Origin of the sequence: Peribacillus sp. YIM B13472 (assembly GCF_042788005.1) — a bacterium.
GTDB lineage: Bacteria > Bacillota > Bacilli > Bacillales > DSM-1321 > Peribacillus > Peribacillus simplex_E.
Window position 1 is genome coordinate 31,122 of the sequence record NZ_JBHZPG010000013.1, and the last position, 24,156, is coordinate 55,277.

22 protein-coding genes are annotated in these 24,156 nt (G+C 36.8%); 10 read left to right on the forward strand and 12 right to left on the reverse strand.

From position 1 onward, the window contains the following. The first annotated feature begins 90 nt into the window (after positions 1-90). Complete coding sequence (locus ACFX4I_RS12235; protein WP_377420896.1) at positions 91-270, forward strand: small, acid-soluble spore protein, H family; 180 nt, start codon at positions 91-93, stop codon at positions 268-270. 47 nt (positions 271-317) lie between these two features. Here the strand turns inward: ACFX4I_RS12235 and ACFX4I_RS12240 are convergent, their stop codons facing one another. Next, on the reverse strand, positions 318-1,088 hold the full coding sequence (locus tag ACFX4I_RS12240; protein WP_377420898.1) for a GH25 family lysozyme: 771 nt from the start codon (positions 1,086-1,088) through the stop codon (positions 318-320). A gap of 571 nt (positions 1,089-1,659) precedes the next feature. On the opposite strand from ACFX4I_RS12240, the gene ACFX4I_RS12245 reads away from it, so the two are divergent. From ACFX4I_RS12245 to ACFX4I_RS12255, 3 genes are all read left to right on the forward strand, one after another. Beyond that, positions 1,660-2,121: a general stress protein gene (locus ACFX4I_RS12245; RefSeq protein ID WP_063576757.1), complete on the forward strand. Its 462-nt coding sequence runs from the start codon at positions 1,660-1,662 to the stop codon at positions 2,119-2,121. 337 nt (positions 2,122-2,458) lie between these two features. Then, entirely contained in the window at positions 2,459-4,099 is a 1,641-nt protein-coding gene (gene abc-f / locus ACFX4I_RS12250) for a ribosomal protection-like ABC-F family protein (protein ID WP_377420900.1), read from the forward strand. 400 nt (positions 4,100-4,499) lie between these two features. After that, a complete protein-coding gene (locus ACFX4I_RS12255) occupies positions 4,500-5,333 on the forward strand; it encodes a DUF2935 domain-containing protein (protein WP_377420902.1) in 834 nt (277 codons plus the stop codon). Positions 5,334-5,434: 101 nt separating this feature from the next. Here ACFX4I_RS12255 and ACFX4I_RS12260 read toward each other — a convergent pair whose 3' ends face one another. After that, positions 5,435-5,785, reverse strand: a complete 351-nt coding sequence (locus ACFX4I_RS12260; protein ID WP_230301953.1) for a hypothetical protein — start codon at positions 5,783-5,785, stop codon at positions 5,435-5,437. Between the two features lie 345 nt (positions 5,786-6,130). Between ACFX4I_RS12260 and ACFX4I_RS12265 the strand changes: the two genes are divergently transcribed. Further along, complete coding sequence (locus tag ACFX4I_RS12265; RefSeq protein ID WP_377420904.1) at positions 6,131-6,598, forward strand: DUF2306 domain-containing protein; 468 nt, start codon at positions 6,131-6,133, stop codon at positions 6,596-6,598. Between the two features lie 510 nt (positions 6,599-7,108). Here the strand turns inward: ACFX4I_RS12265 and ACFX4I_RS12270 are convergent. Beyond that, positions 7,109-7,918: a nitrilase-related carbon-nitrogen hydrolase gene (locus tag ACFX4I_RS12270; protein ID WP_377420906.1), complete on the reverse strand. Its 810-nt coding sequence runs from the start codon at positions 7,916-7,918 to the stop codon at positions 7,109-7,111. Between the two features lie 217 nt (positions 7,919-8,135). Here ACFX4I_RS12270 and ACFX4I_RS12275 point away from each other — a divergent pair, with 217 nt between their 5' ends. Beyond that, the gene (locus ACFX4I_RS12275) at positions 8,136-9,521 is read left to right on the forward strand and encodes an amino acid permease (RefSeq protein WP_377420908.1); all 1,386 of its coding nucleotides are present in this window, start codon (positions 8,136-8,138) and stop codon (positions 9,519-9,521) included. Positions 9,522-9,613: 92 nt separating this feature from the next. Here ACFX4I_RS12275 and ACFX4I_RS12280 read toward each other — a convergent pair whose 3' ends face one another. The 3 genes from ACFX4I_RS12280 to ACFX4I_RS12290 form a co-directional block, all read right to left on the reverse strand. Then, positions 9,614-10,474 carry a MurR/RpiR family transcriptional regulator gene (locus ACFX4I_RS12280; protein ID WP_377420910.1) on the reverse strand — a complete coding sequence of 287 codons (861 nt, stop codon included), beginning with the start codon at positions 10,472-10,474 and terminating at the stop codon, positions 9,614-9,616. Between the two features lie 205 nt (positions 10,475-10,679). Next, on the reverse strand, positions 10,680-12,053 hold the full coding sequence (locus ACFX4I_RS12285; protein ID WP_377420912.1) for an aspartate aminotransferase family protein: 1,374 nt from the start codon (positions 12,051-12,053) through the stop codon (positions 10,680-10,682). Between the two features lie 849 nt (positions 12,054-12,902). Continuing rightward, a complete protein-coding gene (locus ACFX4I_RS12290) occupies positions 12,903-13,109 on the reverse strand; it encodes a hypothetical protein (protein WP_076368693.1) in 207 nt (68 codons plus the stop codon). 301 nt (positions 13,110-13,410) lie between these two features. Between ACFX4I_RS12290 and ACFX4I_RS12295 the strand changes: the two genes are divergently transcribed. Together ACFX4I_RS12295 and ACFX4I_RS12300 are read left to right on the forward strand one after the other, a co-directional pair. Beyond that, positions 13,411-13,917 carry a DinB family protein gene (locus ACFX4I_RS12295; protein WP_377420914.1) on the forward strand — a complete coding sequence of 169 codons (507 nt, stop codon included), beginning with the start codon at positions 13,411-13,413 and terminating at the stop codon, positions 13,915-13,917. A 42-nt stretch (positions 13,918-13,959) separates the two neighbouring features. Further along, entirely contained in the window at positions 13,960-14,124 is a 165-nt protein-coding gene (locus tag ACFX4I_RS12300) for a hypothetical protein (protein ID WP_230301950.1), read from the forward strand. A gap of 78 nt (positions 14,125-14,202) precedes the next feature. Here the strand turns inward: ACFX4I_RS12300 and ACFX4I_RS12305 are convergent, their stop codons facing one another. The 5 genes from ACFX4I_RS12305 to ACFX4I_RS12325 form a co-directional block, all read right to left on the reverse strand. Beyond that, entirely contained in the window at positions 14,203-14,931 is a 729-nt protein-coding gene (locus tag ACFX4I_RS12305) for a GntR family transcriptional regulator (protein WP_230301949.1), read from the reverse strand. A gap of 67 nt (positions 14,932-14,998) precedes the next feature. Continuing rightward, positions 14,999-15,781, reverse strand: coding sequence for a fructoselysine 6-kinase (gene frlD, locus ACFX4I_RS12310; RefSeq protein WP_377420917.1), 783 nt, complete (start codon positions 15,779-15,781; stop codon positions 14,999-15,001). 62 nt (positions 15,782-15,843) lie between these two features. Further along, positions 15,844-16,857: an SIS domain-containing protein gene (locus tag ACFX4I_RS12315; RefSeq protein WP_377420919.1), complete on the reverse strand. Its 1,014-nt coding sequence runs from the start codon at positions 16,855-16,857 to the stop codon at positions 15,844-15,846. 134 nt (positions 16,858-16,991) lie between these two features. After that, positions 16,992-18,335, reverse strand: coding sequence for an amino acid permease (locus ACFX4I_RS12320; RefSeq protein WP_230301947.1), 1,344 nt, complete (start codon positions 18,333-18,335; stop codon positions 16,992-16,994). A 24-nt stretch (positions 18,336-18,359) separates the two neighbouring features. Continuing rightward, positions 18,360-19,178, reverse strand: coding sequence for a TIM barrel protein (locus ACFX4I_RS12325; RefSeq protein ID WP_377420921.1), 819 nt, complete (start codon positions 19,176-19,178; stop codon positions 18,360-18,362). Between the two features lie 523 nt (positions 19,179-19,701). Here ACFX4I_RS12325 and ACFX4I_RS12330 point away from each other — a divergent pair. Continuing rightward, positions 19,702-21,192: a DHA2 family efflux MFS transporter permease subunit gene (locus ACFX4I_RS12330; protein WP_377420923.1), complete on the forward strand. Its 1,491-nt coding sequence runs from the start codon at positions 19,702-19,704 to the stop codon at positions 21,190-21,192. Between the two features lie 315 nt (positions 21,193-21,507). After that, positions 21,508-22,086 carry a YitT family protein gene (locus ACFX4I_RS12335; protein WP_377420925.1) on the forward strand — a complete coding sequence of 193 codons (579 nt, stop codon included), beginning with the start codon at positions 21,508-21,510 and terminating at the stop codon, positions 22,084-22,086. Positions 22,087-22,599: 513 nt separating this feature from the next. Here the strand turns inward: ACFX4I_RS12335 and ACFX4I_RS12340 are convergent. Beyond that, positions 22,600-24,036, reverse strand: a complete 1,437-nt coding sequence (locus ACFX4I_RS12340) for an amino acid permease (RefSeq protein WP_309519304.1) — start codon at positions 24,034-24,036, stop codon at positions 22,600-22,602. Between the last annotated feature and the right edge of the window lie 120 nt (positions 24,037-24,156).

Genomic DNA, 24,156 nt, shown 5'->3' on the forward strand with positions numbered 1-24,156 from the left:
ATTTAGTTGCAACATTAATCCCTGAATAAACGAATAAAATTAAGCCTTTCCCCAAATAATAGGTAGACTAATTAGCAGGGAGGGATATATGTGGATGTTAAGCGTGTAAGACAGATACTTTCTTCTTCATCCGACATTGAGGTGAGATATAATGGCACCTCAGTATGGATTGATAATTTAAATGAAGATGGAAGAACGGCTACAGTACATTTAAGAGGACCATTAGAGGAAAGATCAGAAGTAGCAATTGACGAACTTAAAGAAATATAAGGAATATTTTAAAAAATAGCTCCTCTCGTAATGAGAAGAGCCTTTACTTATTTCAACCTTAATTTTTGACCGATATAAATTTTGTCGGGGTCTTTAATTCCGTTAAGACCAACAAGAGACTTTACCGTTGTATTATGTTTTTTTGCAATGAAGCTAAGTGTGTCGCCTTTTGATACAGTATAAGCTGTGGTTGTTTTGGTTTTCAATGCATGGGAGCTGTGCTTCCTAAAAGTATTTTTTGTATTCGTAAAATCCCTATAGGCTATATTCAAATCCACCTTTGTACGGATGCCCCTTATTTTACCCGAATCAGAATGCTGCCAAATATCTGCGCCACGTCCCAACGTGCTGTTGTATCTGGCAATCCACAAAGAATAATTCGTCAACCTTGATTCATCCAAAGTGTTTTCGAGAAAGTATTTACCAGTATACAGCACGGCCGTGTATCCAGCTTCTTCAATAGCTTCTAAAAAAGCTAATGCTGCATCGGTCAGCGTTTTTTTCTTTGCCTTTTTTTTATTTTCCTCAAGATCAAGAACAACAGGGTAATTTAAAGCAAAAGAGCTGATTGAATCTAAAAAATAAGCTGCCTCAGCCTTTGCTTCTGAAACAGTTGCAAACTTTGCATAGTGATAGGCCCCGACTTTCAATCCCGCCGCCAATGCTTGTGGTGCATTTTCTTTGAAATAGGATAGCTTAGAATAACTCGTTCCCTCTGTTGCTTTAATGAACACGAACTTCACGCCTGCCTTTGCAACTTCCTCCCAATTAATAGCACCTTGCCAATGTGAAACATCGATTCCCTTTATATATTCCATATTAATGACCTCCTCCTTTCTCAAAAAAGATTAACCCATTGGACATGATTATAATCCTTTTTTTCTATGTTTTATCATTATGTATCAGTTTTTATAAACACCTAATTAGCAGACATACCGTTCTATTGCCCACACTATAATTGTGGATATTATTGCCGTTATAATACAAGTAAAACATTAATATTTTTTCCTTCTTTATAAAAATCTTTGATCCGGCTTGTATCAGGGAGTTGTTTATTTTATTTTTCTTTCTCCAATATCAATAACCCGCTCCCCTATATCTTACATAGCCTGCTTACTTTGAAGCTCAAGCATCGATTATGTAAATTAAAGATTCTCATTACCTGAACCAGAATTAGAGCAATTTAAATGATGTCTCCCTCAATACCCTTCCTAGAGAAATATTAACTGCATCTTTTGAACCTTTTATTCGAAAAAAAGTGTTGAATCTATCGAGACACCAAGCCTAATATCCTTATTAACATTGTTATTTTAACCTAACGAATATAAATCTTTTATGACTCATATTATGAGGTGAACAATAGATGGAAGTTAAAGGAGGATGACTTTAATGAGTAAACAAGTGGTAGGAATATATGAAAACGGTGAAGATGCGGTAAAAGTTGTTGAAGAACTTTTGATACAAGGGTATAAACGTGATGAAATTTCTGTTGTTGCCAAAGATCGGAAGGAAACAAAAGTGGTCGAGAGAAAAACGGGTACGAAGGCTGAAGAAGGATTAGCAACCGGAGCTGCAACAGGTGGAGTTATTGGCGGGACGGCTGGCCTTCTTGCCGGCGCGGGTGCATTGGCCATTCCAGGAATAGGACCGCTGCTCGCTGCTGGACCTATCGTTTCAGCACTGGCAGGAGTGGCTGTTGGTGCAGGAACTGGAGGATTGGCTGGTACTCTCATTGGATTAGGCATTTCAGAAAAAGAGGCAGAAAGTTATGAAACGGATATAAAGGCCGGAAAAGTTTTAATACTAGTTGATAATGATATAAAAAAAGGCCCCTCTACTTATAGAAGATAACTGGCACTAATATTCATTTAGAAGCAGTAATTAAGGCTAGATAATTTGTTTCAATAAATGAAAAGCTTCCTTTTGTTTTCAAAGATTATTTTATGTTATACTGATTTTATTAATATCAGAAGGGATGATGGGTGGCCGATGATTAACTAATCTTATTTTTAAAATTTGAAATCACATATTTCAAATCATACGAAATAGGATTAGTCTGCCCATTTTCTATAAATTGTAGAGCTATCATGAAAATAGCTCTTATTTGATAATGCACAGGTACGGCTAATCCTTCCATATGAACTGGGAGGATTTTTTTTATTCTCCCTTTAAGGAGAGGGATAATTATATGAAAGAACTATTAAAATTAACCAATATCAGCTTTGAAGTATTGGACCATAACATTTTTGAAAATGTTAATGCTAGTGTTCAACAAGGGGAAATCATCGGTATCATTGGCAAAAATGGTGCCGGTAAATCTACGTTGCTGCAATTAATTAACAATGATTTAGAGCCTGCACATGGACGAATCCAATGGCTGCAGCAAGACTTGAAAGTTTTTATGGTTGAACAAGAAGTCGAGTCGCATTCTTCAGAAGATAAGACGCCTACCGAAGTTAAATTACTGGATAAAATGCATGTACCAAGCCATGACTTCCTACAATTAAGCGGAGGAGAAAAACTCAAAGCCCGGCTAGCAAAAGGACTTTCTAAAGGTGCAGACCTTTTACTATTAGATGAACCGACGAACCATCTTGATGAGGCCAGTTTAGGATTCCTTAATGAACAAATAAAAAATTATAGAGGTACCATTATTTTTGTTTCGCACGATCGTTATTTTTTGGATGCTGTCGTAACGAAAATTTGGTCGATTGAAGATAAAAAGCTAATTGAGCACAAAGGGAATTATTCTAGTTATATGGATGTTCGCAAACAGAAAAGACTTACACAACAACGTGAATATGAAAAACAGCAAAAAATGGTTGAACAGATCGAGGGACAAATGAATGAAATTACTTCTTGGTCAAAAAAAGCCCATTCACAATCGACGAAAAAGGAAGGAGTTAAGGAATACTATCGCGTGAAAGCGAAGCGAATGGATGCACAGGTAAAATCTAAACAAAAGCGTCTTGAAAAAGAGCTTGAAAAAGCAAAAGCTGAACCTGTTGAATCAGAATATACTGTACGCTTTTCAATTAAAACAAAAAACAAGACGGGAAAACGTTTTTTGGAAGTTAAGAATTTAACGAAGACTTTTAGCGGGCGAACACTGTTTAAAAACGTCAATTTCACGATTCAGCATGGTGAGAAGATTTCCATTATAGGCCCCAACGGCAGCGGAAAGACGACATTATTAAAAATAATTCTTGGACATGAAACTTTTGCGGGCGATGTATGGATTTCTCCATCTGCAAAAATAGGCTATTTGACGCAAGAGGTGTTTGATTTACCACTTGAACTAACACCCTCCCAGCTATTTCATAAAGAAACTTTCGAGTCGAGAGGGAACGTTCAAACTTTAATGAAGCATTTAGGCTTCACGGCGTCTCATTGGACAGAACCCATTAAGAATATGAGTATGGGTGAACGGGTGAAGTGTAAGTTAATGGAATATATATTAGAAGAAAAAGATGTGCTTATTTTGGATGAGCCGACAAATCATCTGGACTTAGCTTCACGGGAACAACTTGAAGAAACCTTAGCACAGTATACTGGAACGCTAATCGTCGTTTCGCATGATCGATATTTTCTCGAAAAAACGACAAGCAGCAAACTTGTCATTTCGAATAATCGCATACAAAAGCAATTGCATGAATCAACATCCTCAAAAAGAGATGATTTGGAAGAACTGCGATTAACACTTGAAACAGAAAGGCAGGAAGTTTTGGGAAAGCTTAGCTTTATGACTCCAAACGATAAAGCGTACACAGAACTCGATAAGAAGTTTAATGAGCTTACGAAAAAAATAAATGAACTTAGTGACAAATGACTATCACCAGTAACCTAATGATACTGCTGGATTAAAATACGAGTACCCTTAGATAAAGTCTAAGGGTTTTTTTATACAGAGTGGCTGCAAAAAGTTTTTCAAGAAAATACATGGTATTCGATTCCCCCTTTGAATCTCTAATGTTACATGCTTTTGGTGCCATCCTAGGTTCAAAATCCATTTACCTTTCTCGCTAAAATGCAATAATCACAATACCGGCAAGAATTTGGATGAATCATGTTATTCCCCTTCAAGAACTCATCATAATAAACGCCATCAAGTACCAATTGGTTGAGGTGCTAAAAGGAGATTAGTAATTGCTTTCAATTGAGCAGAATACTAATGTCCCTTTGTTAATAAGATTTAATGATGGTTTTGTTTTAAAAAGGGGGCTTTAGTTATGAGTGAGGATATACAGGAAGCTATGAGGAATAAATCAGGAATGTTTGTTGCACGCTCTTTAGATGAGATTCGTTTTTGGTCAAGAATAATGAAAGAACACTCGTTATTTCTAAGACTAGGTTTTAGGTGTGAAGATACACAGCTAATAGAGGAGGCTAATCAGTTTTATCATTTATTTGAACGGATAGAACAGCAATCCCATACATTAACAAATCAAGCTGATCCAGAACAGATCAAGAGATTCAACTCGGAAGTGCAACAAGCTGCTACAGGAATATTTTTATTCAAAAGGAAGGTATTAGGATTGATCCTCACCTGTAAATTGCCTGGTGCAAACAATTTCCCACTTTTAGTCGACCATACAAGCAGGGAAGCCAATTATTTCAGAAAACGATTAAAAGAATTAAATGAGGGTAAATTGAAACCACTTGCAGATGCCATAATCAAAGAAAATGTTTTCTTTTTAAGGATCATGGCGGATCATGCAAAATTCATCGGACATCTCCTTGATCCATCGGAAAGAAAGCTGGTGGATATGGCTCGTAACTTTAGCAATGATTTTGATCAATTAGTCTTTCAAGCTGTGGACTTAGAATCCATGAAACCGCAATCTCAAACCGCTCCTCTTTTGGATCAATTTCTAGATCAGAATCGAGTTTCCGTCGTATCACTTCGAGACTTTAAGAAAACCGCAAGAGATTTAATCGAAGAATGCAAAATCAAGAGCATTATCCATCCTCTATTGGCCGATCACGTTTTCCGTGAAGCTGAACGTTTCCTTGAAATCATCGATATGTTTGAAACTCACCTTACAGGTGAAACGTACAATTAATTGAGTATGAATGATATAGAAAATTGCAATTATCGGATAAAGAAATTCTAACCTAAAATAAGCCCCTCTCGATTAAGAGAAGGGCTTTTATATGTAAAAAGTTAAGACAGGGAGTTTACCAATGTTTTAAGTTTCTCTTTATCAGAAACATGAATCCATGGTAAATCCAGATTATCATCGTCAATACCAGGTTGGATAACGCGGCTATTTAAAAGGTCACAAATACAATCATTTAATAACAGGATATCCTGGTCTGATATTTTCCGGTTATATGTTACATTAGCGGCTCCTGTTTGTTTATTCATCCCCCCTATCAAGCCTCTTTGTTTTAATGAACTTCTGATCACTTCTCTAATAGCCTCTAGACTAGTCAACGGAAATACATCAAGGTGCTTAATAATCATTCTAAAAATATCATCTTTAGATAAGTCCTGTTCAATATGTTGTCGCAATTAATCCACCCCCATTCTTCAAAACATTCTTCAAATGAATCGTAAAATCCTCCTTTATCCTTAAAAAGGACTACGCACACTGCCTTTTTTGAGTGGGCACTTCCTTTATACAAAAGATATAAATTAACACAAAAAAACGGATTCACTGACGTCTTTCCGCAACGTATACAGCGCCTGAACCCTTTTTGGCAAAAGGTGTTCCATTGTATGGAAACTCATCTTCCATAACTAAATTATTTTGTTCTTTGCAAATTAACATTCATATTTTTGGTAAATATTTGTATTATAATAAAATAAATATTTAATCTGTTACGTTACGATAATGATTATTTAACGAAGGGAAAGATGCTTATCTTTAAGATCATTCTGTTCATTCATATTTTCGCTGGAGCAATATGCCTTATTAGTGGAATAGGTGCTATGTCTTCAAAGAAAAAAAGAGGTATGCATACAATTTGTGGTGAAATTTATCACGGTGCATATGTTGTACTCTTTGTCACATCCCTGACAATGGCAATATTGAATTGGGAAAGCAGCGCCTATTTATTTTTCATTGGGATATTTTCATATTCTTTCGCATTTATAGGCTATCTTGCTGGTAAGAAGAAATGGAAAAACTGGATTGCATCTCATATTAGCGGGATGCTCGGTTCCTATATCGCTATTTGTACTGCAATTCTTGTAGTGAATGTACCCAATATAACTATCTTGAATGAATGGAACCCATTAATTTTTTGGTTTCTTCCAAGCATTATAGGTTCACCGCTGATAATTTTGGTTGGACAGAGGTATAAAAAATCCAATTCAATCTAAATGCAGTCCAAAAAGCTCCTACAAATTTATTTAACAATCCCATCACAAAAAAAGCCCCTCGATTAAGAGAGGGGCTTTTAACAATGGAGGAGTACCACTTAGGGGGTAGTACAATAATATAATTATCGCCAATCAAAAACATTTATATTCATTGTTATTCGGCAAATAAGTTAGTGTATAAGCTCAATTATCTGTGTTAGCATATATCTACTATTTCAGAGATGCCAATTTTCATTTCCTAAACTCAATACCAAGTATAATATTCGTCAACTCCACTATTCATAGCGTCTCGCTTTTTCCACCTACTAGAAAAAGTAAAGCTTCTTCTGCACAATAGGTAGCTAATTTACAGTCCTCTGCCTCGCCTACACCAGTTCATTCATTTCAGACTGGGCTAAATCACCAGCTGCTTTCACACGAATTCGGGTTGCATTCCCAGGCATATATGCTAAAGGTACATCTTCTATGTCACAAATAACAAGCATTTCGGGATCGGCTCCGGCGCTGATACTATTTTTTCAATTCAAATAAACAAGCATTTGGCCACAATTTCTTGTCTAAATCATCCAGATAAGGAACTTCTTTTCGCACCTTGGATATAATTGAAAAATCCACATCATGAATTAGAATACTCTGCTCTGTTCTTGAAGCTTCACATAGTACCTCACCGGTCGGAGCAACAAGTTTACTCTTTCCGCAACTTCCCTCATTAACCGTGTTTACGCCAAGGATATAAACCGTATTATCGAGTGCACGTGCCGGAAGTTGAATATCCCATCTTGTTTCAGCTCCGTAACTCCATACTGAAGGAACAATAATAAGTTCTGCACCTTGAAGAGCTAGAATTCGGCTAGGTTCAGGAAATTCAATATCTGCACAAATAAGAACACCTATTTTCCCTTTCGATGTTTCTATTGCATTATAGACTTTCTCACCAGGAGTAAATATTCCCTTCTCTCTTCCCCATACAAATGATTTTCGATAAGTGGCAATGACTTCCCCTGTTGACTCAATTACAGCTAAGGATATGTAAAGGTTTCCATTTTCCCCCTCAACAAAAGGTACGATGAGTATTACTTTTAACTCTTTAGCGAGCTTTTGAAATAATGAAACAGTCTCTCCAGTCGAAACCTCTTGCAACGATTGGAATTGCTCCTTCGATAAATAGTAACCACTCACCCAAAGTTCAGGTAATACGATTAATTCAGCTCCCTGTTTAGCCGCCTCTTCAACCATTTCTATACAATTTTTAATATTTTTATCCCTTTCTCCAGGGATAGCTTGTAATTGAACTGCAGCAACCTTAATCAACAAAAGCACATCCTTTTCTGCAAATGAAAATTATCAGATTTTTTAGAAACCTGTGTTTAATTTAATAATATTTTATTTTATTTAATTAAGCAATGATTATTTCTTTTGTTATTTAATTTTGAATTTTTTATTTCAAAAAATCTAAAAATTGTGTAAACTATAATCAATCCAGTTTCGGTTAGGAAAATTGTAAACTTTTACACCACATTTTTTAGGGAGGTCTTACATGAAAAAACAACAGAATGATTTAGAACAATCACTCAGTTCTCGTCACATGTCAATGATTGCTATCGGGGGCGTCATTGGTGCAGGTCTTTTTGTAGGTAGTGGCGCTGCCATACATAAGGTCGGGCCTGGCATCTTGGTTTCTTATGTAATTGCCGGTGTTTTAGTGTTCTTGATTATGAAGAGCCTTGGTGAAATGGCCACTTCCAATCCATCAAGTGGTTCATTTTCAGAATATGCCCGGGACGCAATTGGCCCTTGGGCAGGTACAACAGTTGGGTGGCTTTATTGGTTTCAATGGGTTGTCGTTATTGCCATTGAAGCCATTGCAGGTGCAGCCATCATCAATATGTGGTACCCAGGTATTCCTTTATGGTTTCTTGCTTTGGCCTTGACAATCGCTTTGACTTTAACAAATATCTATTCAGTGAAATCCTTTGGAGAATTTGAATATTGGTTTGCCATGATTAAAGTAGCGAGCATCATCGCCTTTTTGATTTTAGGCGTATCTTATATATTCGGATTTTCAGGAGAATCGACAGTTGGAATATCTAACCTCGTACAAAATGGAGGATTTTTCCCTAATGGTGTAAGTTCCGTCTTCGTGGGAGTCATCACTGTATTTTTCTCTTTTGCCGGTACAGAAGTAGCAACCATTGCAGCAGCTGAATCAAAGGATCCCGTTAAGTCGGTCTCTAAAGCTATTAATAGTACAATTTGGCGTGTCTTGATCTTTTATGTAGGCTCAATAGCCGTAGTTGTGACATTACTTCCTTGGAATTCTGCCAATGTATTACAGAGTCCATTTGTTGCCGTTTTAGAAAACCTAGGCATTCCTTTTGCAGCTCACCTCATGAATTTCATCGTATTAACTGCTGTTTTATCATGTCTAAATGCTGGATTATATACAACATCCCGAATGCTTTTCTCTTTAGCTAAAAAAGGGGATGCCCCTCAATATTTTAGTAAGTTGAATAATAATGGCGTACCTGCCAGAGCTGTTTTTGCAGCTACCATATTTTCTTATATTGCTGTAGTGATGAGTTATGTTTCGCCTGAATTAGTTTTTCTGTTTCTCGTTAATTCATCAGGAGCGATTATATTACTAGTTTATTTGGTTATTTCCATTTCTCAGTTGAGGATGAGAAATAGATTAGAAAGAGAGAATCCTGATGCTCTGAAAGTGAAGATGTGGTTGTTCCCATATTTGACATATGCGACGATCCTGGGGATTTCCACCATTTTAATTTCCATGGCTTTTATCGATTCTACAAGAAGCCAACTATATTCAACACTTCTACTAACTGGGGTAATTATTGTGTTGACTCATTTTTTCGGGAAAAAGAACATCAGTAGCGCAGAGGAGAAAAGCAAAACTATCCAGTAATTTGCCTCCATTGAAATAAGCTAAGGCAGAATATGATGATGTGATTAAATAAAAAGCCTTACTTTTCCAATGTGGAAGAGTAAGGCTTCTTTCTATTCCATTTTCTTTTTTTGAAAAACATCAAAATGACTCCAGATGTCTTCTAAAACTTCTAATCGCTCGTGTATATCTTCCTGCTTCTCTTTTCCGACAAACATGATCAAAGCATTAATCAAGCTTAATGGTGCAACGAAAGAGTCAATGAAGCTGGGCATCTGACTGGATGCTGTCAATGGAATGTCCGCATGAGGAATAAGCGGTGAGAGTAAATTATCAGTAATGGCAATTGTTGTCGCATTTTTTTCCTTTGCAAAAGAAAACATTTGTATTGTACTTTTCGTATATCGTGCAAAACTGACACCAATCACTACATCTTCTTCACTTAAATTATATAACTTTTCCGATGAATTCTCTATTGACTGCAGAAGTTCCACATTATTTAAAACAATTTGAAGATAATATTCCAAAAACACGCCCAGTGAAGTGGCACTGCGGTTTGCGATTACATATACTCTTCTCGCCTGTAATAAGCATTTCACTGCTTCATGGAATGCATCTTCATCCAATTTCTCCATAGTGGATTTTATGTTTGCGATATCATCTTGGAAAACTTCGTATACCCCTGAAGACTCTTTATTGTAAACCTTTTGGGACATCTTTAATCGCTCTGTCGTTGTCAGCTGCTGCTTAACGGAATTCTGCATATACTGCTGCATCTCTGGATAGCCTGAATAGCCAATCGAGGTTGCAAACCGCACAACAGTGGCATCACTGACCCCTGCCATTTTTGCTAATTTTCCAACTGTAAAAAAAGGAACGGTCGTTTGATTCTCTAATATATATGTAGCTATCTTCACGTGGGACTTGCTCATTTCCCCTATTTGTCCAGCGATGTTTTGATAGACGTTTGACATTAAAAAGAGCGCCCCTTTATTTATATTTATGTATTGTAGGAGTATCTAATTTCTTTTTGTGAATGATTATAATTTAACAATAGGTTTTTTCATCCTTTTTTGTCAAGTTAATTGCCAGTACCATGGTGGAATTAAAAAAGGCCGATCAATTAAAATCGCTTTGATCGGGCCTTTTGCTTTTCACCTAACACTCAGTTAAGCTGAATTATTTCAGGATTCGTTCAATGGCTTCGTCATGCGCTTCCACAGTTCGAAGAATATCTTCCTCCGTGTGTACAACAGACATAGAATAACGATTAAGCGGCTTTGTATAAATACCTAATTTTAATAACTCATAGTCAATCTCTTTTCTTAATTTCGTATTTGCCCTGCTCATATCACGATAATTTTTAATCGGGCCTTCGGCTAAGATAATGTTAAAGATACTACCCATACCGACTGTTTGCATGTTTAAGCCATGTTTTTTATACACATTCTCAAGTTCCTTACGTAAAGATTGCGTCTTAGTAAACAAATCTTCCATTGTTCCTTTCTGTTCCAATAAGTCAATAGTTGCTAAACCGGCAGCCAATATGGTTGGATGACCATTGTATGTTCCACTATGATATAACGGATTTTGTTTATCTGTATTATCTGCTCCAGCTGTTAAAATATCTCGTCCGCCTCTAGCTGAGGTAATCATCATTATTTCTTTTTTACCTCCAATGGCCCCTACTGGGAATCCGCCGCCCAGTACTTTTCCTAATGTAGTGATATCCGGTTTAATGCCATATACTTTTTGAGCTCCACCAATCGATATCCTGAATCCTGTTTTTACTTCATCGAAAATAAGTACTATATTAAGTTCTTCTGTTATTCTACGAAGTCCTTCCATGAATTCTTGTTCAGCAGGTATGAACCCTCCTTGAATTGGCTCTAAAATAACACCTGCTAATTCATGTGCATGGGCACGTAAAATCTTCTCGGTAGATTCTAAATCATTGAATGGAAGAATGACGGTATTCTCAATATAGTAATCTGGTATTCCTCTTGATTCTCCTACCGCTTGAGGAGCTGTTGCGTTACCTGCCTGATCCATATCAGGGTTAACACTCACTAATACTTGATCATATCCTCCATGATAATGTCCTTCAAACTTTGCCAATTTCGGTTTTCCAGTATAAGCCACCGCCATGCGAATTGCAAGAAGAGTAGCTTCCAAGCCCGAATTCGTATAACGAACCATTTCAATACCAGGATATAACTCTACTAATTTTTCCGCCATTGTTGTTTCCATCTTGTGAGGCGTACCGAATATGGTAGTTCCAGACTCTAACATTTGTTTTGTCACAGCATCAAATACTTGTTGATGACCATGACCTAATATAAGAGCTCCATAACATAATAAGTAATCGATATATTCATTGCCATCTACATCATATAACTTACTGCCTTTTCCTTTTTCCATCATTAATGGATGTGGCGGAAAGTATTTAATATGTGCTGTGACACCGCCCGGAATCACGTCACAAGCTTTTTCAAATAAATCGGCTGATTTTTTTGTTTTTTCTGATAATATTTTTTTGTCGTGTAGTATCATAATTAATTTCCCCTTTATATAGATTTTTTTCATGCGAAGTATTTATAAATAATAGAAGAGATTTCTAAAATTTAATCAAAACTTCTATTAAATGTGGATATTTTTCAGACCAAACCCAGATATTCAATTGATTAAGCAACCAGGTCCAGCCCGACCATAAGAAGATAAAGGATAATATGCTATACACTTTAAAAATGCTTCCACCAACCATCCTTTCCAGCTTCTCATTCACTTCCTGTTCTAACCAATAGTAAATTTTCTCATTATTAAAATAAACATTTCATTATAAATTATAATATGAAATAAATATTACAAAGTCAAGATTAATAAGGAGATTTTTGCTTATTTTTAAGATCTCAGAAAAATAAATGCTAGCCCATACGGATGAAGCGATTCAATGACTATTCAAAAATCAGAAACAATTTCTCAATAAATAAGCTGTTATCCATATTTTAGACGGATATCTGACTTTAATGAGCAAACGCCAATTAAGCGCTCCAAAAAATGGCGCGCTTAATTGGCGTTATTTATCATGCACTTCAATCATGCCTGTGTCTCCTTGGCCTCTACCGCAGCAATTCTATACCACCGTTGTTATTTAGGGATGCTGTATCTATTACATATTTTTAGAGGTTCATCAGGCGTGCCTCAGATCCCTACAACATTTTAAACTAGTAAAAAAGAAAAATGAGACTGAAACCACGGAGTTTTCTGCATTGAACGGAGCTCAACTATATTGCTGAACTTTTAAGGCAAAGATTTTCTTTTTCGGTCACTATTACACCTTCTCCCTCCTTATAATAGGGAGGAGGCCCATTTAAGGAGAAAATTTAAAATACGTAACTGCACTTACATTGTTTCATAGTTTTTTATTTCAAATTCACTTAGGGGTCGATTAATCGACTTACTCAATTTGCTAATAAGCTCTTGGTAATCCTTAGTATCATTTGGATCTATACCTTCCCTGACGTTTAGTATCTCGTATCGGTCATACTGTTCTGGAATAAGTTTTCCGTCTACATGGATATAAAGCCTATATTTGATCCTCAGATTCATAAAATACCATCTCCTTTACTATCAGTTCGATATAAGGAGCTGTTTTCCTGCAAGAAAAAATACTCTAATGTGGCCTCCACTAACTATTCATTTTTCTAATAAGAATGATCAGTAGCTCGTATTATCTCAAAACCTCTCTTTTTATATTCGCGATGAGCGCACGAACGGTTAGGAGGAATTGTTATATATATAAGAGAACAGCATATTAATAAATATACTTTTTTGAATTTACCTGAATTTTTTTGTTTTTATTGCATAAATTGTTCAATACGAAAAAACTAGTGTATATGGGGGTTTTTTTATGAATCATCCCGAGTCAGTATTAGAAATGTATAACTATCACTCTTGGGCAAATGTGGTCATCATCGATCGGTTAAATGAACTTCCACAGCACATTTATCATAAGCAAATTCAGAGTGGTTTTTCGTCCGTATCAAAAGTGTTGTCTCACATTTATCTCACAGATTATGCATGGTTTGACATTATCTCAGGTAAAAGTATGGATGAAGCAATGGCATCTTCCAATCAATTAAGAGAAGAGTTGGAAAAGAAAAGTATTGAGGAAATGAAAAAAATATTTCTAGACTTATATGAAAGAAACAAAGCACTTCTGAGTACAGAGGATATGGAAAAGGTAATTGTCGTGGATAACCCATATGCTGGGTTGCTTGAAACCTCCATTTCCGAATCGGTATTACACGTTGTCACACACGGATCATACCATCGTGGCAATATTGCTACCATGTTGCGGCAAATGGGACATACTTCCGTTATGCAAGATTTTGGCCTTTACCTTTATTCAAAATAGAAAACAAAACTATATCCGATTCCTGAATAAGGGGATGTATCAATGGACGAACTAGTTGGCAATTGTGTTCGCTGTGCACGTAATGTATATTGTACTGCTGGATTTCTGAACGGTATTCTGTTAGATAACAAGAAAATCTTATGTTTTAATTGTAAGGATATTTTATATGCAATGATCAAAGAAGAAAGATTGGAAGATGAGAGTTGAAGGAGTGATACACCAAATCATAATGTAAAGACACTTTTCAAAACTTCAAAATAGGTCATGCCAATAATTTGGCATGACCTATTTTGCCCGATGAACAGTCAGATTGACCTTGTTGGTTTCGCACATGAACGTTGAGAGATGCACAGGTCGATCGTTTGCATCGAAAGCGATCTTTAATATTCTAAATAAATTGGCGCCAATATCACATTCTAAAAATTTAGCATAGTTTTTTGTAGCACCAATCACATCTATAATCTTATCGTTACTGACTATTTCTGTATGGTAATCTTCCATAAGGATTTTATAAGTTGATTCATCCCTTGCAATCTTCTTTTCTAAATCCGGAAAACGAATTAACGAATACTGAGCGGTATCGTAGAAAAGCGGACGATCATTTACATACATGAGTCGCTCAAGTTCGAGAACGGGGCTACCTTCTTCAATGAGGAGATGACCTGCGACGTCTTTTGGTGCCGGTATGACCTCACTTCTTAAAATCCGGGAATTCGGTATCATCCCAAGCTGATGACTAAACTCCGAGAATCCACTTATGGATAACAATTCATTATGGAACTTATTAGATGCAACAAAGGTGCCTCTGCGCGGAATCCGTGTCAGTGTTCCTTCCTTCACCAATTCCTCTATTGCTTTTCGTATGGTAATGCGACTAACGTTATAAGTTTCACAAAGCTCTGCTTCGGTTGGGATTTGTTCATCTGGTTTATATTTACCGTTCTGAATATCATTCTTCAACATTTGCCTTATTTGCATATATAATGGCTGGGGGGTTGAAGGATTTAAATTCATATTAGATTCATCCTTATCCGTCAAAATTTATTATTTACTATCTATTATACATGATTTCCAGTCCCAGTCACCACGCACCAAAATATCTAATTGTTTTCGCAGCAGACTCTGTACCCAATTCTAAGCAATTGCCGATAGATTTGCCTTTCAATATTCCATAAATAAAACCGGAAATGAAGGAATCCCCCGCACCCATAGTATCCACCACATTCGCTTCAACGACACCGCATTGATAAAATTGAATGCCGTCATAGGCAAGTGAACCATTTTCACCTAAAGTGGCGACTGCAATTTTAGATCCTTGATTTTTTACATCCTTTAAAAATTGGCGGATAAAGGCATCATCCTTCGTATAAGAGAAAAAAGGATAATCAACAAACTGCGGTAAAGTCTTCACTAAATCGTGATCTAGCTGATCTGAGAAATCAAAAGACGTGAGCGTTCCTTTTTCTTTAAAAAAGGAATAGTACCTATCCGCATGTCCCCAAATCCCTGAATGTATGAGCTGAAATGTTTGAATGTACTGGAGCTCTTGCGTCGTTAAATAGAAATGTTCCATGACGCCTTCGTCGTATTCTCCAAATCTGCGGTCATTTCCTACCATTTCAACAAAAGTAACCGCTGTTTTTCCTTCTTTCCTCGAAAGATGAGATATATCAACGCCTTTTTCCTGAATCGCTTGAACCATTTTTTCACTATATTGATCGGAACCCACCCAGCCAATATAAGCAGATTCAGCACCTAACCCTTTTAAATAGACAGCCACATTTAAAGGATTACCGCCAGGATAGACCTCCCCGCTCTTTTGATAGACATCCATACAGTTATCTCCGACTGAAACCGTTCTCATCATTTTCCCCCGCTTTCTTTGAACTTAAGAAATGAGCACTACTAAGTAGTGCTCCAAATATCTTAATATTCCATTTGTCGATAGTATCTTCTAAGTGTTAACGGGTGATTTCTTTCACGCTCAAGGTGAACGCTGATTCGACTTAATACTGCCCAGTTAATACTAACAGCAAAGTGCTTTCTAAATTCTTCGCTGATGCCATCCATTTCAAAGCTTTTGGTATCAATAACCGTTATATTTTTTGAAATTTTTTCTACAAATCTCTCTACACGGTCCATCAGCGGTCTTGTTTCGTCTTCTCCTTTTAGTAAAATAACACTGGTATCTTCAACAACAAGTTCAAGCGTACCATGGAAAAACTCTGCCGCGTGGATGGATTTCGCTTGGATCCATTGCATTTCCTCTAAAATGCACATTGCATATGAATACGTGTTTCCCCACAGGTTACCAGAACCGACCATCATGTGGTAATCCGTGTCTTTATGTGTAATGGCAAATTCCTCTGCTTTTTTGTCAAAAGATTTAACGGCATCCAGAATTGCACGTGGAAGAAGAGAAACCTCCTTCGTGAATTGTTCATATTGTGGGAATTCATCATTGTTATACATGAAACGGAAGGCGAGCATGTACAAAAGCATAAAGAAAGTATCAAAAGAGTGCGTTTCAGAACCTGTCGTTATACAATAATCCGCAATTTGTGTTAACGGAGTATTTGGCTCTGCAACTAAAGCGATTGTAGTAGCCCCTTTTTCTTTACAATACTCAGCCGCTGCAACTGTTTCTTGAGTTGTCCCAGATACAGATGTAAAAATACAGACTGAATCTTTGCTGAAATGCTTATGATTCATCACCATGAACTCAGCAGCAATTTCTGCATGGACATCAATGGTAGAATTTGATTTTAAAATGTATTCATATGGATACATCATGGCTATGGTGCCACCAGCCCCGATCAGGAAAATATTACTGTAGCCCCTTTTTGTGATTCCATCTACGATTTCTTCAATTTGGCCTCTAAAAGCTAGGCCCTCTTTTTCTACAAGATCAAGAAATAACCCCTCATCAAACTTTAGCATCAATATCTTCCTCCCTGTATCATTGTTTATTTGTTATGTCTTGTATTATAACTAAACATAACAAAATTCACAATTGTTTTATTTTAAATTTTAAGGACGTTTATCGAAGAGGCCTAACTTCCCTTATCATTCTGCTAAGCCACGATGTCGCTGTCGTTATTGCTCTTTGATCCATATTTCCTTTCCCAATAATAGTAAACCGGCAGACCTGTTGCGATAACGATCAATGCTGCAATCACTCCTTGGATAGGAGCCCAAGAAAATGTTCCCCAGGCAAGCCATGATGCTCCAAGAATAGCTAAAACCGTCGTTAATCTCCACATTGGCATACGATAGATTGGATTATAATCATCCCTTTTACGACATTTATAAACTGCGGCAAAGTCCAGAATGTTAATAACCAATTGAATCAGTGTGAAATAGCCAAGTAACACCGTTAAATTACTAAAGCACACAAGAATACATGCATACGCAACCTGAACGATGATGGAGAAACTTGGAGTTTCATACTTAGGATGGACTCTTGCAAAACGTTGAAAGAATAGTCCGTCCTTTGCCATCGCATACTCAAGGCGCGGCTGAAACATTATGCAAGAGCTCAGCGAACCCAAGATAACAATAATCGCCGTAATGGCCACAAATGATGATGCAATATCAGATAATCCCGGAATATATTTTACAGCTTCAGAAACAGCCGCATTGGAGTTCATTAATTCTTCAAATGGCATCAAGCCGATGACACAAACGGCTAGCAGCGTATATAAAGCCAACACGATGAATACCGAACTAATAAGAGCTCTTGGAAGTATTTTCCCTGGATTTTTGAACTCACCAGCCATGAAACAAATCGCAGCCATCCCCGTATATGCCCATGTGGTTGCAGATACACCACCTATTAAACTTGACTTTTGGGTAACAGGTCCTGGCGTATAAGTAAAGTTATCAGGGTTCATATACATGATTCCCAGGACAATGACAATCAGGAAAGGAATGATTTTGATAGCCGTGATAATAACTTGGAATAGACCTCCTTCTTTCACACTTCGATAATGAATCGATGTGATGAGCAGGATGATCGCAATACCCAATAATTTCCCGGCCACTCCTGAGAAAAATGGGAAAAAGGTTGCTAAATAAGAAACAATCGCTAAAGCCATAATCGATATGGATGGAGGATCCAAAGCCCAGAAAGTGGCCCATCCATATAAAAATGCCAAAGGCCTCCATCCAGCTTTATTCAAATAAACGTAACCGCTTCCATTTTGGGGGTATGCCGTCGATAACTCCGCCAGCACCATTACTTGCGGTATGGCAATCACCCCGCCTATTATCCAAGCCAGAATAGAAATGGAAGGAGTACCCGCAGCCCTTGCAACATCACCAGATGAGACAAAAATACCCGACCCTATAGTAGTTCCAACAGCAATAGCTAGAGCAGACCAAAAACCCAGTTTTCTTGTAAGTGTGCCATTACTCATAAAGAGTTCCTCCAAATTAGATGATTAAATTCCCAATTCCCTTACTATTTCAATAGATTTCATGATTGCATCTCTTGGATTTTGATAATAATTTGATCCCATAATCTCTAGAGTACAACTTCCTTTGTAATGATGGCTTTTAAGGCTTGTTAAGTATTCTCTCCAATTTAAAACCCCATCATCTAGTGCGAAATGCGAATCTGATTGACCATCTCCATCCATTAGGTGAAAATGGCTTAATTCGGGAAGGAAGGAAAAGTACTCATCAGGGGTTTCACCTGCCAGCTGCATTGCAACTGTATCTATCATTCCTTTTAATGAGGAAGATTGGATCTCCTCTAACATTTTCTTTAGCCCTATAGAGTCTATTACCAGATTGGATTCATATTTTGTTAATGGCTCTAAAGCAAGAATCAAACCTTCCATCTCAGCTACTTTGGTTAATTGAAAGATTGAGTCACTTGCATACTTCCATGATTCCTCTCGTGAGACAGAAAAGTCCCCTATTCCAGAAGTGATAAGCATCATGCTTGTGTCTAACTCCAGCGCCGCGTAAAGATTTTCCATAAAATATTCAATGCTTTTTTTTCGCCAATGAGCATCCGAGGATGCAATGTTATAAGGATAGATACATTGCTCTGGAGTATAGCAGATGATTTTCATATTTCTAGACTTAATTTCCCTTCTCAAACTCCTAATATTTCCTAGAATATTGCGATAAACATATAGATGTGGCTCCCCACCCCATAATTCAATGCTTTTAATCTCAAGTTGATCCATGCAATCCAAAAAATACTGAAAAGGGAAATGCCTAAATGTGATATTCATCCCTGCAATATTCAATTATTTCACCCCCTCAAAATGACTTTTTATTTGTTATGTTTTGTATTATAATTAACCAATACATTGATTGCAATAATTATTTTGAATATTAAAAAAAATAATCATTCGGAAAATACGGAAAAGTCGTAATTTTATTGTTCATCACACCTTTTTATAAATTAACTATTTTTTTATGACTACGAATGATAGAATGTTAAAGTATTTATACCTAGTGCAAAAATTTCTCTGGTACATTGTAAGTATTATGTTGGTGATTATTGTTTGAAATATGATATACCTGTAGAATGGATGTTAGCCTGGGGGGATTTCCGTGAGAATGTATCCTGAAATATTGTCAAGTTAGTGGTTAATAAAGAATAAACACCTCAAAAAAGGCGTAAATTGAGATGAATCTCCTTAAATGGTGTATTTTTTGGAAAATATAGGTTAGTTTACACTAATACTTCGTGAGACGAATTAGTTTCTTTAAAAATAGCAGGCGGTACAATACGTACTACCCTAGCGGAAAGGACGTGCCATAATAATGAATCACGACAAAACAGCCATCACTAAAATTCGAACGGGTCCCATGTTTGCGGTGATGCTGGCTGGGGCTCTAGTCGCTTTCTTAAATCAGACATTAATTAATATCGCATTGCCCCAATTAATGAATCATTTTGAAATATCAGCTGCAACAGCTAACTGGCTTACTACAATCTTCTTATTGGTCAATGGGATTGTCATCCCTATCACTGCTTTCTTAATGGAACGTTTCAATACAAGACAACTATATCTTGCTTCAATGGGACTCTTCGCTTTAGGAACTTTCCTATGTGGTATAGCCCCCAGCTTCTCCGTCTTATTGATTGGGCGTGTCGTTCAAGCTGCAGGTGCGGGGATTTTATTCCCTTTGATTACAAATGTGATTTTCACTTTATTTCCACCTAACAGACGCGGTTTCGCAATGGGTATATTTGGTATCGCGATGAATTTTGCCCCTGCTATAGGACCGACGTTATCAGGGTGGATTATACAAAACTACTCTTGGCGGGTTCTGTTTTTTGTCATTTTCCCATTTGCACTGCTTGACTTAATCTTTGCCATTTTCATCATCAAAAAAGTAGGGAAAACGAGTCGGCCTAAACTCGATAAAATGGGTGTAATTCTATCCACTATCGGATTTGGCGGAGTTCTATATGGATTTGCTACAGGGGGTACCAAGGGCTGGGACAGTCCCGAAGTACTGACGATGTTCCTTGTTGGAGGAATCAGTTTAGCTTTATTTGTCTGGAGGCAATTTACTGTATCCCATCCTATTTTGGAATTTAGAATTTTTCGGTATCGGATGTTCACTTTAACGACAATTATCAACATCATCGCAACTATGGGTATGTTCTCTGGAATGATCATCATGCCAATCTACATGCAGAATATCCGTGGGTTTACCCCGATGGAATCCGGTCTAATGCTATTGCCTGGCGGGATTTTAATGGGGATCATGTCTCCTATAACAGGTAAGCTGTTTGATCGATTTGGTGCGAGATGGCTTGCGGTGAGCGGACTTGCCATCACTATCATTACAACCTATCTTTTAACGCGGCTTGAAACAGATACGTCCTATTCTTATGTGGTGTGGGTATATACGATTAGAATGTTCGGAATGTCGATACTGATGATGCCTATCTTCACAGCTGGATTAAATGAATTGGCACTTAGCCTAAATAAATATGGAACAGCAATGGTCAATACATTGAGAATGGTAGCAGGTGCTGTTGGCATGGCATTCTTTGTTTCCATCATGACAAACCAGGGAACGAAACATGTTCAGGAAATTTTATCTCATAGGAACATATCACCAGATAATACATCACAAATGGCCATGGCCATTAAACAAGGTAGCGTAATGGGAGTGGATGATGCATTCATGATTGCAACAGGTTTGACAATAGTTGCATTCATACTGGCCTTTTATATACGGCAAACTTCACCGCAAGAAGATACCATTACAAATCGCCTATCAAAAAAAAGAGCTTGAATAAACAAAGCTAAACTCAACCTATTTTCCAAGGTATAAAAATTCTATAAAACTGACTTGCCCCATTAAAGCCAAAAAAAAGAGACACTTTTTATGAGTGTCTCTTTTTTTTGCCAAATTACTTCAAGTGCTCAAGGTGGCGGCCTTCATTTAGATACTGCTGCTTTCTCGCATGCATCTAAAATTTCAGAACATCATTTAGGGAGGAGAGCCAACAATACCCAAATAGCAATCGTAATTTCCAAACAGCTAAGTATATATTTACATTCCTCTCATATATTTTAAGATAATGATTTGGACAAGGGGAATGTTTTTATGAAAAAGTTTGTTACTCTGCTTTTTTCAAGTTTTTGCATTGGAGTAGGTCTTAACCTGTTTATTGTCCCCATTCATCTAATAAATGGCGGGATATTTGGAATAAGTTTGTTAATCAAATATGTTTGGGGAATCCAGGTTGGACATACCATGATCATGATCAACATTCCCATATACCTTCTATCTCTTCTATACGATAAGTCTTATTTCTTCAATGCCATCCTTGGGTTAGCTTTTACTTCAACCGTTATTGATTGGCTAACACCACTAAACGGTTTGGTTCATCTGCCGATCATAACGAGTGCCATTATCGGTGGAATGACGATTGGGATTGGTGTTGGTTTTATGCTGAGACAACATATTAGCCCCGGCGGAGTGGATTTACTAGCACTATTAATCTCTAAAACCACAGCAACTAATCCTGGAATTATTATTTTTATTATTGATTCACTCATAGTAATTGCGGGAATTATTATATTGAATGACTTAAAGTTAATGTATTCACTCATCACGATTTCCTGTGTCGGCATATGCGTCATTTTTATCAATTCTTTTAAGACAATAAACACTTTTATATGATAAAGCCATACCTACAAGTGCTGCAACAGGGAAGCCTGATCAAGTATATCCCCCCTTTCGATATACATTTTGCTCGGAATGTAATGAAGTTTGACATATGATACTATTCAAAAGTATATATTATAGAAACCTTATTTCATTCTTAAAAAGCCCAGGGAATTTATATAATTCCTTGGGCTCTTCTTTTTACAAAAGTGTACTTTTTCCAACAAGATTAAGTTAAAGCTGAAGCTACTTTTATATTGAATGTTATGGGAGTGATGTATATGAATCGATTAAGAAGGAGTGACTAACTTTATCATGGAATTTCTCCAAATCCAGGTCTATCAACCATCGGTACCCTCACTTGATGCACATGCTAGGCACACTGAAAAAGAACAGCTTCTCATTTATAAGTAGAAGAAGTCTGTCCAAAATCAGTGGTAATTCTTTGATTTATTATTTAAATTAGTACGTTAAAAATCGATAAACCGAAGATCCTGTAAGCCTTCTCATTTTTTACAAAAAATCTCTTTACTTAATATTCCTAATATAATCATCCGTTTCATTATAAGAATTTATCTGATTCTTATTTCCTCGATTTTTCATATAGTAGAAGAGATAGCATAAAATAATAAAAGGTACTCCACAATACAGAGCAATTCTTTGGCTCGCATCAAAAGCAAGACCTATACAAGAAGCAAGACACAAAACACAGGCAGCAATGGGTACAAAAGGATAAAGTGGTGTACGGAATTTTAAATTTTTAATATCTCCACCCATTTTCAAAAAATGTTTACGGTACATATATTGTGATAAAACAATCCCTATCCAAACTACTACTACTGCAAATCCTGATATAGCCACAAGTACTACATAAACTGTATCAGGTGCAAATACACTAGATAATAGAGATAAACAAGCTACTGCCATACTTACGGCTAAAGCATTCAATGGTACTCCATTTGACGTTACCTTCCCAAAAAATGTACTTATCATTTTTTCATTTGAAAGAGACCATAACATACGAGTTGATGCATATAGACCAGAGTTTGCAACTGAGAGTAAAGCTGTAATAATAACAAAGTTCATAATATCAGCTGCATAAGGAATTCCGATGTTGTCAAAAACCATCACAAATGGACTTTCAATGACTCCTGCTTCTTTCCAAGAGATTAACCCAGATAACACAAAAATTGCACCAACAAAGAAAAACATTGTTCGCCAAATTACATTTCTAATAGATCTAGGAACGTCTTTTTCTGGATTTTCACTTTCTCCAGCAGCAATGCCAATAAGTTCTGTTCCTGAAAAGGCAAAATTAACAGAAATCATAGCCATAAAAACTGGAAGCAGGCCATTTGGGAAAAGACCTCCATCTACAGTGAAATTAGAAAGCATGGGGGCAGAGGCTCTATCATCCATTGGAATAAATCCAAGCATTGCAGACCCTCCAAGCACAATAAACAAGATAATAGTAATTATTTTGATACCTGAAAACCAAAATTCAGTTTCTGCAAATATTTTTACTGAAAAGGAATTAAGTAAAAAAATTAGAATCGCAAAGATGGCGCTCCACATCCAAACAGAAGTGTGAGGAAACCACCTCTGCATTAATAGTCCAGAGGCAGTAAATTCGGAACCTACCGTTACCACCCAAGTAAGCCAGTACATTAAACCGATAGTAAATCCAGTAGCAGGACCGATATATTTGGTAGCGTAAGTTTGAAATGAACCTGTTACTGGCATAGCAACAGTTAGTTCGCCCAGGCATAACATGACAAGGTACATGATTAATCCGCCTACTAAGTAAGCGAGAATCGTACCTCCTGGTCCAGCTTGGCTAATTGTATATCCACTGCTCAGAAAAAGACCCGTTCCAATTACACCACCTAGCGAAATCATGAACAAATGCCTGCTTTTCATTGAACGTTTCAACTGGTTTTCATTGGTATTATTTGTGTTTGGCATCTAGTCTCCTCCTTCGTTATTTACTCTCTTCAAGTACTTATTTTAATAGACAACAATATACAAAGTTTATATTTTTACAGAAAAATCAAAATATTTATCTTAAAGACTGACCTGCACAGG

What these genes read in the sequence shown, in the direction of transcription:
- ACFX4I_RS12290 (WP_076368693.1), bottom strand. Translation starts at nt 13,109, where the DNA reads ATGAATCTGAGGATCAAATATAGGCTTTATATCCATGTAGACGGAAAA.
- abc-f (WP_377420900.1), top strand. Translation starts at nt 2,459, where the DNA reads ATGAAAGAACTATTAAAATTAACCAATATCAGCTTTGAAGTATTGGAC.
- ACFX4I_RS12280 (WP_377420910.1), bottom strand. Translation starts at nt 10,474, where the DNA reads ATGTCAAACGTCTATCAAAACATCGCTGGACAAATAGGGGAAATGAGC.
- ACFX4I_RS12295 (WP_377420914.1), top strand. Translation starts at nt 13,411, where the DNA reads ATGAATCATCCCGAGTCAGTATTAGAAATGTATAACTATCACTCTTGG.
- ACFX4I_RS12335 (WP_377420925.1), top strand. Translation starts at nt 21,508, where the DNA reads ATGAAAAAGTTTGTTACTCTGCTTTTTTCAAGTTTTTGCATTGGAGTA.
- ACFX4I_RS12285 (WP_377420912.1), bottom strand. Translation starts at nt 12,053, where the DNA reads ATGATACTACACGACAAAAAAATATTATCAGAAAAAACAAAAAAATCA.
- ACFX4I_RS12330 (WP_377420923.1), top strand. Translation starts at nt 19,702, where the DNA reads ATGAATCACGACAAAACAGCCATCACTAAAATTCGAACGGGTCCCATG.
- ACFX4I_RS12255 (WP_377420902.1), top strand. Translation starts at nt 4,500, where the DNA reads ATGAGTGAGGATATACAGGAAGCTATGAGGAATAAATCAGGAATGTTT.
- ACFX4I_RS12315 (WP_377420919.1), bottom strand. Translation starts at nt 16,857, where the DNA reads ATGCTAAAGTTTGATGAGGGGTTATTTCTTGATCTTGTAGAAAAAGAG.
- frlD (WP_377420917.1), bottom strand. Translation starts at nt 15,781, where the DNA reads ATGAGAACGGTTTCAGTCGGAGATAACTGTATGGATGTCTATCAAAAG.
- ACFX4I_RS12320 (WP_230301947.1), bottom strand. Translation starts at nt 18,335, where the DNA reads ATGAGTAATGGCACACTTACAAGAAAACTGGGTTTTTGGTCTGCTCTA.
- ACFX4I_RS12265 (WP_377420904.1), top strand. Translation starts at nt 6,131, where the DNA reads ATGCTTATCTTTAAGATCATTCTGTTCATTCATATTTTCGCTGGAGCA.
- ACFX4I_RS12300 (WP_230301950.1), top strand. Translation starts at nt 13,960, where the DNA reads ATGGACGAACTAGTTGGCAATTGTGTTCGCTGTGCACGTAATGTATAT.
- ACFX4I_RS12305 (WP_230301949.1), bottom strand. Translation starts at nt 14,931, where the DNA reads ATGAATTTAAATCCTTCAACCCCCCAGCCATTATATATGCAAATAAGG.
- ACFX4I_RS12240 (WP_377420898.1), bottom strand. Translation starts at nt 1,088, where the DNA reads ATGGAATATATAAAGGGAATCGATGTTTCACATTGGCAAGGTGCTATT.
- ACFX4I_RS12340 (WP_309519304.1), bottom strand. Translation starts at nt 24,036, where the DNA reads ATGCCAAACACAAATAATACCAATGAAAACCAGTTGAAACGTTCAATG.
- ACFX4I_RS12245 (WP_063576757.1), top strand. Translation starts at nt 1,660, where the DNA reads ATGAGTAAACAAGTGGTAGGAATATATGAAAACGGTGAAGATGCGGTA.
- ACFX4I_RS12275 (WP_377420908.1), top strand. Translation starts at nt 8,136, where the DNA reads ATGAAAAAACAACAGAATGATTTAGAACAATCACTCAGTTCTCGTCAC.